The following is a 12697-nucleotide window of genomic DNA, read 5'->3' as shown; positions in this document are numbered from 1 at the left end:
GCCCCGTTCGCCCTTTCCTATGAAACTCGCTCCCGCCCAACTCGCCAAGCACCTGCAAGGCCCCCTCGCGCCCGTCTACATCATCAGTGGCGACGACCCATTGCTGTGTCAGGAAGCCGCCGACGCCATTCGTGCCACCGCTCGCCAACAGGGCTTCGACGAACGACAGGTCTTCGCCGCCGATGCCAGTTTCGACTGGGGGACCTTGTTGCAGGCCGGCGCGAGCATGTCGTTGTTCGCCGAAAAACGCCTGCTGGAATTGCGCCTGCCATCCGGTAAACCCGGTGACAAAGGGGCGGCCGCGTTCATTGAGTACTGCTCGCGTCCGGCCGAAGACACAGTGTTGTTGATCAGCCTGCCCAAGCTGGACGGCAGCGCGCAGAAAACCAAGTGGGGCAAGGCACTGGTTGAAGGCCAGCACACCCAGTTCGTGCAGATCTGGCCGATAGATGCCAACCAGTTGCCGAGCTGGATCCGTCAACGGTTGTCCCAAGCCGGATTGTCCGCCAGCCAGGACGCCGTGGAACTGATCGCTGCCCGGGTCGAGGGCAACTTGCTGGCTGCCGCCCAGGAAATCGAAAAACTCAAGCTGATGGCCGAGGGTGGCCAGATCAGCGTGGAAACCGTGCAAGCAGCGGTGGCCGACAGTGCGCGCTTTGATGTCTTCGGGCTGACCGATGCCATTCTCAATGGCGAAGCGGCGCATGCCCTGCGCATGCTTGAAGGACTGCGGGGTGAAGGCGTCGAGCCGCCGGTGATTCTCTGGGCCCTGGCCCGGGAGCTGCGCCTGTTGGCAAACCTGGCATTGCAGTACAGCCAGGGCGTGCCGCTGGACAAGGCCTTCAGCGCTGCGCGACCGCCGATCTGGGACAAACGCAAACCACTGATGAGCAAAGCCTTGCAACGCTACTCGGCGCCACGCTGGGCGCAGTTGTTGCTGGAAGCGCAGCGCATTGATGCACAGATCAAAGGCCAGGCCGCGGGCTCACCGTGGATGAGTTTGAGTCGGTTGTCGTTGTTGATGGCGGGACAACGATTGTCGTTGCCTGCTGAATAAGGTCAACCGCTCGTCACTGCTTGAAGAGTTCGCCAGGGGTGAACCCGAACAACCCCTTGAACGCCGCAATAAACGCCGACGTCGAGTCATACCCGCAAGACAGCGCGGCGTTGGTCACGCTGTTCCCCTCCTCCAGCAAACTCAATGACGACAGCAGCCGCATTCGCTGACGCCACCCTCGAAAGCTCAGCCCGGTTTCCCGCTGAAACAGCCGCATCAGGGTTTTCTCCGACATACCCAACCGCTGCGCCCACTCCTGCAAGGTCACGTTCCGGTCAGGGCTTTCGAGCAGCTCGTTGCACAACCCCAGCAACCGCTCATGACGCGGCAATGGCAGGGAAAACGCCACCTCCGGCAGACTCGCCAACTGGTCCAGCAGCACATTCACCAAGCGCGTTTCCTGGCTATCACCCTGTGGGTATTCCACGGGCAGCAGGCAAAAGCTCTTGATCAGCTCCCGGGCCAGCGGCGTCACCTCCAGCACCCGGCAACGCCCGTCCGCCCATGCGCAATCCTCGCGACGCACATAGAGGCTGCGCATTTCGGCGCGCATCGAAGTCACCACCTGGTGTTCGAGATCCGCGGGAATCCAGATGCCCCACTGCGGCGGAGCAAAGAAACTGCCCTCGGCGGTGTGTACGCCAAGCACGCCGCTGATGGCGTAGGAAAATTGCACCCAGTCGTGGCGATGAGACGGTGTCCAGGAGCCGGCATTGAGGCTTTCCGCCCGGGCGAACAGTGGACGCGGTAATGCCGTCAGCGTCGGAATCGTCCGCTCGAGGGTAAGTTGTCCGTTAGTCGGCATTGACAGACCTTATGTCGCAAGATGCTATTAAGGCGGACAGTAGGCCAAGTCTCACTGCCTTACAAACCTATTGCTCCCACAGGTGTTATGTCTCCAGCCTCAGCGCTCGACAATCGCGGTCACACCCTGGCCACCCGCGGCGCAGATCGAAATCAAGCCCCGCCCCTTGCCTGCGGCATCGAGCAACTTCGCCAGGTTGGCGACAATGCGCCCACCGGTGGCGGCAAACGGATGCCCGGCCGCCAGAGAACTGCCTTTAACGTTGAGCCGGCTGCGGTCGATTGCACCGAGCGGCGCGGCGAGGCCAAGGCGGGTTTGGCAATAGTGCGGATCTTCCCAGGCCTTCAAGGTGCAGAGCACCTGTGCGGCGAAGGCTTCGTGGATTTCGTAGTAATCGAAGTCCTGCAAGGTCAGGCCATTGCGCGCCAGCAATCGCGGCACGGCATAGACCGGCGCCATCAATAGCCCTTCGGCACCCTTGACGAAATCCACCGCCGCCGCTTCGCCATCGCGCAGGTAAGCGAGGATCGGCAGGCCACGTTCCTTCGCCCACTCCTCACTGCCCAACAACACCAGCGATGCGCCATCGGTGAGCGGCGTGGAGTTGCCCGCGGTCAGGGTGCCCCTGGCACTTTTCTCGAACGCCGGTTTGAGCGAGGCGAGTTTTTCCAGGGTCAGGTCCGGGCGCAGGTTGTTGTCGCGGGTCAGGCCGAGGAAGGGTGTCATCAGATCGTTGTGCCAACCTTCGCTGTAGGAGGCGGCCATTTTCCGGTGGCTCTCGAGGGCCAGTTGATCCTGCTCGCCCCGTGGAATGTCCCAGGTCTGGGCCATCAGTTCGCAGTGCTCGCCCATGGACAGGCCGGTACGCGGTTCGCCGTTGCGCGGCAGTTCGGGGATCAAATGATGGGGGCGCAGTTGGAGAAAGGTTTTCAGTTTGTCGCCGGTGGTTTTGGCGCGATTGGCTTGCAGCAGAATCTTGCGCAAGCCTTCGTTGACGCCGATCGGTGCGTCGGATGTGGTGTCGACGCCACCGGCAATACCGCATTCGATCTGGCCAAGGGCAATCTTGTTCGCCACCAGCAGCGCCGCCTCGAGGCCGGTGCCGCAGGCTTGCTGGATGTCGTAGGCCGGGGTGGTCGGTGACAGCCGCGAGCCGAGTACGCACTCGCGGGTCAGGTTGAAATCCCGGGAATGCTTGAGCACCGCCCCGGCTACCACCTCACCGATGCGCAGGCCGTGCAGGTTGTAGCGTTCGATCAGGCCCTCGAGCGCGGCGGTGAGCATCGCCTGGTTACTGGCAGTGGCGTAAGGCCCGTTGGAGCGGGCGAAAGGGATACGGTTACCGCCAATAATCGCGACGCGGCGCGGTTGAGTCATGAAAAGCTCCTGATAAAAATATCCAACTGTGAACACCGCCCCCTGTAGGACCGAAGCTTGCTCGCGATGACGGTGCGTCAGCTACATTGATGTCAACGGACACACTGCCATCGCGAGCAAGCTTCGCTCCTACACAAGCGTAGGCCTAATCCCGTGGATCGAACGACTGATTGCCATTCGTGGTCCACACTTTGAACCCCAGCTGCTGGAGCGCGTTCCATGTCTGACCGCTATATCGAATTCGCCAATTCGTCCATCGGCCATCGCCTGGTCGGGGCCCTGGGTCTGCCGTCGCCGGTACGATTGGAGCGCTGGCAAGCCGGCAGGCTGCGCCCGGTGGAGGGAGCGTTGCTGATTGGCGGCGGGCCGTTGGCGGAAAAAGTCAGCGCCTTCGCCAACCGCCTGACCGACGCGATTTACAGCTACGGAACCGACCCTTCGATGGCCACGGCGTGGATTCCCGGTCACGGACCGAAACTCAAGGCCGTGGTGTTCGATGCCAGCGATCTGGTGCAGACCGACCAGCTCAAACAGCTGCGCGAATTCTTCCAGCCGCTCATCAAAAACCTTGATCACGGCGCCCACCTGGTGATCCTGGGGCGGGCTCCGCAGGCCATGAGCGACCCGTTCGCCGCCAGTGCCCAGCGGGCCCTGGAAGGTTTCAGCCGGTCACTGGCCAAGGAACTGCGCGGCGGCGGTACCTTGCAACTGATTCAGGTCGGTGAAGGTGCCGAGGATCAACTGGAAGGCCCGTTGCGGTTTTTCCTTTCGCCCAAAAGCGCTTTCGTTTCCGGACAAGTGATTCGCCTGGACGCCTGCAACACGCAGGTAACTGACTGGACTCGCCCGCTGTCAGGCCGTAAGGCCCTGGTCACCGGCGCGGCACGCGGCATCGGTGCGTCCATCGCCGAAACCCTCGCCCGTGACGGGGCCGACGTGATCCTGCTGGACGTGCCGCCGGCCAAGACCGACCTCGAAGCCCTCGCCGCCCGCCTCGGCGGGCGTGGCATCACGCTGGACATCTGTGCCGAAGACGCCGCAGCGCAGCTGATCGAACAATTGCCCGACGGCATCGACATTGTCGTGCACAACGCCGGCATCACTCGGGACAAAACCCTGGCCAACATGACCCCGGAATTCTGGGACGCCGTGCTGGCGGTCAATCTCAATGCACCGCAGGTGCTGACCAAGGCGCTGCTCGACAGCGGCACCTTGCAGGACGACGGCCGGGTGATTCTGTTGGCCTCCATCAGCGGCATCGCCGGCAATCGCGGGCAAACCAACTATGCGGCGAGCAAGGCCGGGCTGATCGGCCTGGCTCAGGCCTGGGCACCATTGTTGAAGGCGCGCGGTATCAGCATCAATGCGGTGGCGCCAGGGTTCATTGAAACCCAGATGACCGCGCACCTGCCCTTCGGCCTGCGTGAAGCCGGGCGACGCATGAGTTCCCTCGGCCAGGGCGGCCTGCCGCAAGACGTCGCCGAAGCGGTGGCCTGGCTGGCGCAACCGGGCACCGGGGCGTTCACCGGGCAAGCATTGCGTGTCTGTGGACAAAGTGTTTTGGGGGCTTAGGCATGATCATCGATTGGCACACACTCAACCGCGAACCGAGCCTGCCGGACCTCTATGTAAAGGCCGCGACGCGACGCAAAATCACCGGCACCACGCTGCCCGATTCAGGCCTGCGTTGCTGGGTCGATGTCGAGCCGAAGCGCCTGGCGGCCTATCGCAAGGTCTGCGGCTTTGCCGACAACAGCTTGCTGCCACCTACCTATCCGCACATCCTGGCGTTTGCCTTGCAAATGCAATTGCTCACTGACAAGACATTTCCGTTTCCGCTGCTGGGGTTGATACACCTGAGCAACCGCATTCGCATCCTGCGGCCAATGGGCGGGGTCAATCGCGCGCGGGTCAGCGTGCAGGTGCAGAACCTGCAACCCCATGCCAAGGGCGCAACGTTCGACCTGGTGACCACCCTCGACGATCAGTTGGGTGTGCTGTGGGAAGCGCAAAGCCAGATGCTGTGCCGGGGCGTAAAACTGGACGGCGACCCTGTCGAGGAAGTGCTGGCATCGACGCTGGAGCTGATGGAGGTGACCCGATGGCAGGCGCCAGCGGACATTGGCCGGCAGTACGCCAAGGTGTCCGGCGACTACAATCCGATTCACCTGAGCGCTGTCAGCGCCAAGCTGTTCGGCTTCCCGACCGCCATCGCCCATGGCTTGTGGAACAAGGCCCGGACGATCGCGGCGTTAAGTGAGCACTTGCCGGCGGCGAATGTCGAGCTGGCGGTGCAGTTCAGGAAGCCAGTGCGGCTGCCGAGCGAGGTGACACTGTTGTCCAGCGCGGCCGGCTCCAGTGGCGATTTCCAGTTGGTGGGTGCCGGGGATCTTGAGCATATGGTCGGCCATTGGCGGCCTGTTGCCTGACCCGACCATGGCCCTGATACAGTGGCTGTCGGCACCTTATCACTGGAACGCCGACGACCGCGCAAGCGCGAACAATGCCAGTTATTCGCCCTGCAAGATCGGTGAACAGCTGCGCCTGTGCAGCGTGTCGCGCCTTTGCGGCCAGACAACTCAAATGCCGTGATGGTTATCTGGGTGGATAGTTGGCCAGTACCCGTCCAACCGTTTCGCGTATCGCCGCGCTGCGATCAGCGGGATTCGGTGAGTGGCTGAGCATTTGTTCATCACTGCCGCGCCACACCAGCTTGCCGTCCTTGCCATCGAGCAGGTCGATCTGGATGGTCGCCACCTTGTAGCTGACGTTGCGGGTTTCGTTGTACATCGGCCCGCCCCAGTAGCCATTCCATGGGTTGCCCCAAGCGCCGCCGTAATTGGTGGTCACTTGTTGCTGGCGCTCTTCGACGATCAGGTAGGTCTGCACGCTCAAGTCACCCCGGGTGCCGGAGGCGGCCGGCCGCAAACCGCGCTGATCGAGTTGATCGGCTACCGATTGGCGCACACGCTGTTCCGTCAGGTCGCTCTTGATCCGCGGGTCATCGGGTCGATATTGCAGGGCGGGTTCTTTCCAGCTCCAGCTGCGATAGGCGGAGAAGTCGCGGCTGGCATCGAAGTCATGATTGACCTGGGTGGCGCAGGCGCTGAGCAGCGCGGCCAGGGCCAGTAAAGCGAGACGGCGGAACATGATATTTCTCCGGTTGAAGACATGAACCTGCGCAAGGCTTCTTGGTGAAGCTAATTAGGAGGATACGCCGACATTGCCTTTTCCACAGCCTCCCGTATGGCGTCGGTCTGCGCGCCCTGGCTGCCGCGCTGGCTGGTTTCGGCACTGGAACTCCACACCGGTTGACCGCTTTGGGCATCGAACAGATCCACCTGTACCACCACGACCTGCTCCTGATAAGTTCGAACGATCGGTACGGTGTTGTATACGCCATAGCCACTGCCGTAGCGGTTGTAACCGCCGTAGCCGCCATACCCACCGCCGTAGTAACCGTAGTCATCGCGGACCTGACGCAAACGCGTCTCCAGGCGCAGATCGGCGCTGACAAACAGGTCAGCCTGGCGATTGTCATGCAAGGGGCGCAGACCGCGCTGGTCGAGGGCGCTGCTGACGGCTTCGGCCACCTGCGCCGAGTCCGCCCAGGCGGTACCAGGCGGCAGTCGTCCATCGAGCCAGGTCCAACTGCGGTAGCGCCCATAGTCACGCGGTGGCGCCGGGTAGGCGCTGCGGTCGAAGGTGTTGGCCGCCTGAGGCGGCGCCGGCGGCAAGGGGTTGGATGTCGCCACATAAGGATTGCTGCCCTGACAGGCCGCCAACCCCAGACAGATCACCAATAACCCTGAACGAGTTTTCATTTCGCGCTCCGATCAGACCGGCCGACAGATCCAGTGCAAGTAGCGCCCAAGCCCGGCGAAGCTTGGGTGGCGACGGTGGGCGAGCTCCATTTCCAGCAAGTCCACCAGTTCGGCACGGGCCTGAAACTCCACCGGCATATAGTCGTGAAAAACCCGTACCCCGCTCTGGGTTTCGACCCGCCACAGGCCCTCAAGTTGCGCTGCCAGCTCACGCGGATCAAGGGGTTGCTGTGGGGTCAGGCTCTGCTTCTCACCGGCCATGTCGTTCTTGCGCATCTTGCGAAAGTGCCCCTTGAGCAGATTGCGGTAGATCAGCGCATCGCGGTTGTAGAACGCCAGGGATAACCAGCCTTCGGGTTTAGTCAGCTGATGCAGCACCGGCAGGATCGCGTGGGGTTCGGCGAGCCATTCCAGCACGGCGTGACACAACACCAGGTCGTAGGGCTCGGTGAGTTGTCCGAGCAGTTCCTGCCAGGGTGCCTGAATGAAGGTTGCGGTCTGCCCGGCGTCGGCGAAGCGCTGGCGGGCGCCTTCAAGCATCGGCGCGGCGGGTTCGGCGAGGGTGACATGATGACCGCGCTGAGCCAGCCACAACGACATGTGGCCCAGGCCGGCACCGATGTCGAGTACCCGCAATGGCCGTTCCGGCAGGATTTCGGCCAGGTCGGCCTGAAGCACGGCCAGACGGATCGCGCCTTTGGCACCGCCATAGATTTTTTCGGCGAAGCGGGTCGCCAGTTGATCGAAATGACGGTCGCTCATCAGCTGAACCTCCGTTCGCTGTCGGCGAGCTTGCTGTTCACCACCTCATTCATGTCCAGCCCCAACTCGCTGCACAGCAGCAGAAGATAGAGCACGATATCGCCGACTTCCTGCCCGGCGTGGGCCAGCTTGTCCGCCGGCAACTGGCGCGACTGGTCTTCGGTCAGCCATTGGAAAATCTCCACCAGCTCGGACATCTCCACGCTCGCGGCCATGGCCAGGTTTTTCGGGCTGTGAAATTGCCGCCAGTCATTGCGGTCACGGATGGCATGCAGGCGTTCGGTCAGTTCAACAAGGTTCATCGGGCTCTCCTGAAGGCGTATAGCTTCCGGTGGATGGCCGGGGATGGCAAGGGGCGTTAGCCCCCTGGTAGGAGCTGGCTTGCCAGCGAAGGCGTCTTCATGGACGGTGCAAGGCTTGAGGCCGCTTTCACCGTAGGAGCCAGGCTTGCCGGCGAAGGCGTCTTCATGGACGGTGCAAGGCTTGAGGCCGCTTTCACCGTAGGAGCCAGGCTTGCCGGCGAAGGCGTCTTCATGGACGGTGCAAGGCTTGAGGCCGCTTTCACCGTAGGAGCCAGGCTTGCCGGCGAAGGCGTCTTCATGGACGGTGCAAGGCTTGAGGCCGCTTTCGCTGGCAAGCCAGCTCCTACAGGGGGGTTCATCAACAGACTGGAAACTTTGCGTCATACTCAAACGATTCCGGCTTCAGGGAACTCGCCACTGTGATCGCTGGCCCAAGGCTCAACCACTTCAACAGGACGTTCACGACATGCAGGTAGAAAGTTTTTTCGAATGGCTCGGCCAGGTACTCGGTTCGGTCATCCGGTTCATCGTTGATGCCCTCAGCGGGCTGTTCAATCTGTTGAGCAACGCCGGCAGCAACTTTGTCGAAGGACTGTCCCGGGCGCTGGGCATGGATGCTTCGATCATCAGCATTCTCGCGTTGATCGTGGGGTTGATGTTGTTGTGGGCGGCGATTCGCGCCTTCATGAGTGCGTCGATCATCATGGGGATCATCTGGTTGCTGCTGGGGCTTTGGCTGTTGAGCTGGATTATCCACTAACACCACCACCCCCCCCCTGTAGGAGCGAGCTTGCTCGCGAAAAACGCAAGGGCAACGCGTTTATCCAGACAGCACGCGTTTTCGTTGACGTCCTTCGCGAGCAATCGAGCGTCGACCGGCTGCTCCTACAATGGATCGCGGCAGACTCCGAATGTATCGCTACAATGCCCGCTCCCCCAAGGAGCCTGCATGTCCAACCTGATCGCCGACTGGCGCGACCGCCCTACTCACCGCCGGGTCTGGGCGCTCGCCGCCCCCATGATTCTGTCGAACATTTCCGTACCGCTGGTGGCGCTGGTCGACAGTACGGTCATCGGTCACCTGCCCCACGCCCATCAACTGGGCGCCGTCGCGGTCGGGGCCAGCCTGTATACCTTTCTCGCCTGGGCCATGGGCTTTCTGCGCATGGGCTCCACCGGCTTTGCCGCCCAGGCGGCGGGACGCGGGGATGGCGCGGCGTTGCGCCAGATTTTGTTGCAGGGTTTGCTGCTGGCCATGGGATTGGCCATTGTCCTGGGAGCGCTGGGCGTACCGTTGAGCGGCGTCGCGCTGCACTTCATGCAACCCTCGGCCGAACTGGATCAACTGACCCGCGAATTTTTTCACACGCGGCTGTTCGGCCTGCCGGCGGCACTGGCCAGTTATGCCCTGGTCGGCTGGTTCCTCGGCACCCAGAACGCCCGGGCGCCACTGGCGATCCTGCTGAGCACCAACCTGGTCAACATTGCCTTGAACCTGTGGTTCGTCCTCGGGCTGGAGTGGGGCGTGGTCGGCGCTGCCCGGGCCTCGGTGATCGCCGAATGGACCGGCGCACTGATCGGCCTGCTGATGACCCGCAACTCCCTGCGCGCCTACCCTGGCCATATCGCCTGGGCTGCGCTGGCGCTGTGGCAGAGCTGGCGACCGCTGCTGGCGGTCAACCGCGACATCTTCATCCGCAGCCTGGTCCTGCAATCGGTGTTTTTTCTCATTACCGTGCAAGGCGCGCGACTGGGCGATGCCACTGTCGCCGCCAACGCGCTATTGCTCAACGGCCTGCTGCTGACGGCCCATGCGCTGGATGGACTGGCCCACGCCGTGGAGGCCCTTTGCGGACACGCCATCGGTGCTCGCGACCGGGACGCCCTGCGCCGTTCGTTGGTCGTGGCCTGTGGCTGGTCGTTGCTGGCGAGCCTGGGCTTTGCCGCGCTGTTTCTGTTCGCCGGCCATCTGTTCATCGAGATGCAGACCGACATCCAAAGCGTTCGCGACACCGCCTTCATCTACCTGCCTTACCTCGCCGCCCTGCCGCTGATCGCGGTCTGGAGTTACCTGCTCGACGGCCTGTTCATCGGCGCCACCCGCGCCAGGGAAATGCGCAACGGCATGCTGTTGACGATGATTCTGGTCTTGCCGTTCGCCTGGGCACTGCAAGGCCTGGGCAACCATGGCCTGTGGATAACGTTCCTGTGGTTCATGGCCTTGCGCAGTTTGACCCTTGGCGCTTTTGCCTGGTTTCTGCGCAAGAACGACGGCTGGTTCACAGGCCGGACGCACTGATCCGGCGCGGCCGTGACGAACGCCGTGGTCAGTGTCGATCGGTCTGCCATCGGTCGCGCAGGCTGTCGAGACGCTCTTGCTGGGTCAGTCCCGACAACGGCAGCACCAACGCAGCGCGGGGGTATTGCAAGCGCAGCCATAACCAGTCATCGAGCACCGGACGTTCGTTGAAACCCAGCGCCAACCCTTCCTGCAGATGCGACCACAGGCTGTTGTAATCGGTCCCGGTGGATTGGCTCCAGCGCCAGGCGTGCTGTTCCAGCAGGCAGGTTTGCAGCTTTTCCCGTTGACCGGGGCTGAGGCTTTCTTCGACGGCTAACGGGCGGACGGCGAGCCCCGGGTTGTGCAGCTGTTGCCAGCTCTGACAGCCGATTGCGCGGTCCGCCCAGGTTCCGCCGAACCAGTGTAACTGCAGGATCGGCCCCAGCCAGCGACTCAGCTCCCGGGCATCGCAGGCATCGAAAAAGTAACTGGCCGTGTTGGGGTTGTAGTAATTCAACAACCCGCGGTGATGCACGCCCACCGAGACCGTGAGCATACGCCGCAAATGCGCCAGCAACGACGACGACGGCGCCCCGCTGAAGACCAACAGCCCACGCCAGTGTTGCGCTTCGCTGTAGCACAACTCGGCCAGCGCCGGGCATGAGCCCAGGTCGACCAGAACCGGGCCCTGTTCGCGCGACGCATGCAGCTCCGTATCTTCGAACAACCAGAACCACCGCGCATGGGCAAAGGTCTGCCGCAGTGTCGCCCCCGCCCGTGGCGCACCCGGCACATCCAGCAATAGCCATTGCGGGCTCGCGGCAATCATGCCGCACCGCTCCGGCCAAACCCCGTCGCCGCCCGGCAGGTGCAGAAATCCTGAGCGCAATGAGTGAAACTGCCGCCACCCGGCAGCAGGCACAGCAGCACCAAGGGTTCGCCGGAGCGCAGCATTCGGAGCACGCCGTCGTCAGGCGGACAGGCGTTTGTCGCGCAGGGCTCCTCGGCCTCTTCGACAGCCTTTGGCAGGTGCAGAAAACCGCTAATCAGCGGCTGATCCGGATCGCCCTCGATAAAGCTCACCACCACTTCGGCGCCCTCGCTCAGCGGCGAGTCGACTGCGCTGCCCAGCTCGGTTGCCAACGGCAGCCAACAGTGGGTGGGGATCGCACCTTCGCCCTGGTAAAGCCAATCGAACTGCACGGCTATTGGCCTGGAGGGGTCCGGCGCAGACTCTTCGACATTGACGACCCAGGCCCGTTGCAGGCTGTGCATGCGTGGTTTCGTTGCGCAATCGGGCGACACCAGCGGCGCTTCCCGGCGAATCGCGCGGATCCGATTGCTGTAGGGGGTCAGGGGATCCTGGCTCCCCTGGTGTTCGATGTGGGTCAACAGCCACAATTGATTCCAATGGGCAATCGGATGGCCGGACAGCGACATCAGTTGGCCACTGCGCAGCGTCGCCAGGTCCGTATGGCCTTCGGCACGCTGCGCGGTTCGTTGCTCCTGAAGCTGAAACTGCCGCACTGCCGGTTGCTCGCTGTCGACCCGGAAATCCGCCAGTTCGCCAAGGCGAAAATGCGCCTGACCATCACCGAAGACCACGCAGTGCCCATCTGCATGGTGCTCGAAATGGAAGTTAAGCCGTTCCTGGGCGCACAGGCGCTGGAGAAATTGCAGGTCCGATTCCCGGTACTGCGTACAGAAATCACGGGGCGGGTAATCGCCGCTCAGCTCGAAGCGCCGATCCTTGTCGGCAATGCCATGCTCCCTGAGTACTTGACAGAGGATCTGCGGCACCGGGCAGGCGCTGAAGATTCGCTGGCTGAAGCGCTGGGACAGGCACGCCAGCTTCGGCCCCAGCCGCACGCGGCAGAGCCGGGCAGCCGGCCCCTGGTCACGCTGGACGAGTTCGTGCAGTTGGCCATGGATGGCGTGTCCCGCTGGCCCGAAGTGCAGAGAGACCGGTTGGTAGAGCAGGCTGGCAAGGTCGAGCGTCGGGTCATCTATCAGCAGATCCACATCGAACACAAAAGGCTCGCTGATGGCTTCTCTACCGGTAAAGGCCAAGACTTCGAAGGCGTCGGACATACCTGCTATACCCAGACGAAATGAAGGCTCGTTGACTGGATCGAACATCGGCGATTCTCTACAGGAGGGGCGGCCGGGGATTCTCGCCGAGAGACATGGCCGAGTAGAGTGCCGAAATACAACTTAGGAAATGGCCTACGCGAAAAGAAGACCGAATGGCTTTAATAGCCGAAAGCGGGGAAATTTCCTTTGAAAATA

Annotated in this window: 14 protein-coding genes; 6 read left to right on the top strand and 8 right to left on the bottom strand. The window is 62.6% G+C overall.

What is annotated here, in order from left to right; translation table 11 throughout:
* Positions 1-19 precede the first annotated feature (19 nt).
* Positions 20-1057: a DNA polymerase III subunit delta gene (holA, locus tag F8N96_RS06555; protein ID WP_150797124.1), complete on the top strand. Its 1038-nt coding sequence runs from the start codon at positions 20-22 to the stop codon at positions 1055-1057.
* Positions 1058-1070: 13 nt separating this feature from the next.
* Here the strand turns inward: holA and F8N96_RS06550 are convergent, their stop codons facing one another.
* The gene (locus F8N96_RS06550) at positions 1071-1862 is read right to left on the bottom strand and encodes an AraC family transcriptional regulator (protein ID WP_150797123.1); all 792 of its coding nucleotides are present in this window, start codon (positions 1860-1862) and stop codon (positions 1071-1073) included.
* A gap of 99 nt (positions 1863-1961) precedes the next feature.
* On the bottom strand, positions 1962-3239 hold the full coding sequence (locus F8N96_RS06545; RefSeq protein WP_150797122.1) for an acetyl-CoA C-acetyltransferase: 1278 nt from the start codon (positions 3237-3239) through the stop codon (positions 1962-1964).
* Between the two features lie 219 nt (positions 3240-3458).
* Here F8N96_RS06545 and F8N96_RS06540 point away from each other — a divergent pair, with 219 nt between their 5' ends.
* The 3 genes from F8N96_RS06540 to F8N96_RS06530 are packed head-to-tail and all read left to right on the top strand — an operon-like array spanning position 3459 to position 5831.
* Entirely contained in the window at positions 3459-4811 is a 1353-nt protein-coding gene (locus F8N96_RS06540) for a 3-oxoacyl-ACP reductase (RefSeq protein WP_150797121.1), read from the top strand.
* Between the two features lie 2 nt (positions 4812-4813).
* Positions 4814-5668 (top strand): MaoC family dehydratase, encoded by an 855-nt coding sequence (locus F8N96_RS06535; RefSeq protein ID WP_150797120.1) that lies wholly within the window; start codon positions 4814-4816, stop codon positions 5666-5668.
* Positions 5669-5675: 7 nt separating this feature from the next.
* Positions 5676-5831, top strand: coding sequence for a hypothetical protein (locus F8N96_RS06530; protein WP_191630711.1), 156 nt, complete (start codon positions 5676-5678; stop codon positions 5829-5831).
* A 3-nt stretch (positions 5832-5834) separates the two neighbouring features.
* On the opposite strand, the gene F8N96_RS06525 is transcribed toward F8N96_RS06530, so the two are convergent.
* Genes F8N96_RS06525 through F8N96_RS06510 form a run of 4 tightly spaced genes read right to left on the bottom strand, consistent with a single transcriptional unit; the run spans position 5835 to position 8127 of the window.
* On the bottom strand, positions 5835-6389 hold the full coding sequence (locus F8N96_RS06525; protein ID WP_150797118.1) for a DUF4136 domain-containing protein: 555 nt from the start codon (positions 6387-6389) through the stop codon (positions 5835-5837).
* Positions 6390-6439: 50 nt separating this feature from the next.
* Positions 6440-7063, bottom strand: a complete 624-nt coding sequence (locus F8N96_RS06520; RefSeq protein ID WP_150797117.1) for a DUF4136 domain-containing protein — start codon at positions 7061-7063, stop codon at positions 6440-6442.
* A gap of 12 nt (positions 7064-7075) precedes the next feature.
* A complete protein-coding gene (locus F8N96_RS06515; protein ID WP_150797116.1) occupies positions 7076-7825 on the bottom strand; it encodes a methyltransferase domain-containing protein in 750 nt (249 codons plus the stop codon).
* Positions 7825-8127 carry a MazG-like family protein gene (locus F8N96_RS06510; protein ID WP_150797278.1) on the bottom strand — a complete coding sequence of 101 codons (303 nt, stop codon included), beginning with the start codon at positions 8125-8127 and terminating at the stop codon, positions 7825-7827. The genes F8N96_RS06515 and F8N96_RS06510 overlap by 1 nt, the downstream gene beginning before the upstream one ends.
* A 466-nt stretch (positions 8128-8593) precedes the next feature.
* Between F8N96_RS06510 and F8N96_RS06505 the strand changes: the two genes are divergently transcribed.
* Both F8N96_RS06505 and F8N96_RS06500 read left to right on the top strand, forming a co-directional pair.
* Entirely contained in the window at positions 8594-8887 is a 294-nt protein-coding gene (locus F8N96_RS06505; protein ID WP_150797115.1) for a hypothetical protein, read from the top strand.
* A 189-nt stretch (positions 8888-9076) separates the two neighbouring features.
* Positions 9077-10426 carry an MATE family efflux transporter gene (locus F8N96_RS06500; protein ID WP_150797114.1) on the top strand — a complete coding sequence of 450 codons (1350 nt, stop codon included), beginning with the start codon at positions 9077-9079 and terminating at the stop codon, positions 10424-10426.
* Between the two features lie 28 nt (positions 10427-10454).
* On the opposite strand, the gene F8N96_RS06495 is transcribed toward F8N96_RS06500, so the two are convergent.
* The gene (locus F8N96_RS06495; protein WP_150797113.1) at positions 10455-11237 is read right to left on the bottom strand and encodes a DUF4123 domain-containing protein; all 783 of its coding nucleotides are present in this window, start codon (positions 11235-11237) and stop codon (positions 10455-10457) included.
* The gene (locus tag F8N96_RS06490) at positions 11234-12547 is read right to left on the bottom strand and encodes a type VI secretion system Vgr family protein (RefSeq protein WP_150797112.1); all 1314 of its coding nucleotides are present in this window, start codon (positions 12545-12547) and stop codon (positions 11234-11236) included. The genes F8N96_RS06495 and F8N96_RS06490 overlap by 4 nt, the downstream gene beginning before the upstream one ends.
* Positions 12548-12697 lie beyond the last annotated feature (150 nt).

It is taken from the genome of Pseudomonas fluorescens, assembly GCF_902497855.1.
Taxonomy (GTDB): Bacteria; Pseudomonadota; Gammaproteobacteria; order Pseudomonadales; family Pseudomonadaceae; genus Aquipseudomonas; species Aquipseudomonas fluorescens_BI.
Note: the sequence above shows the minus strand (reverse complement) of the source record. Positions and strands in the feature narration are given on the sequence as shown.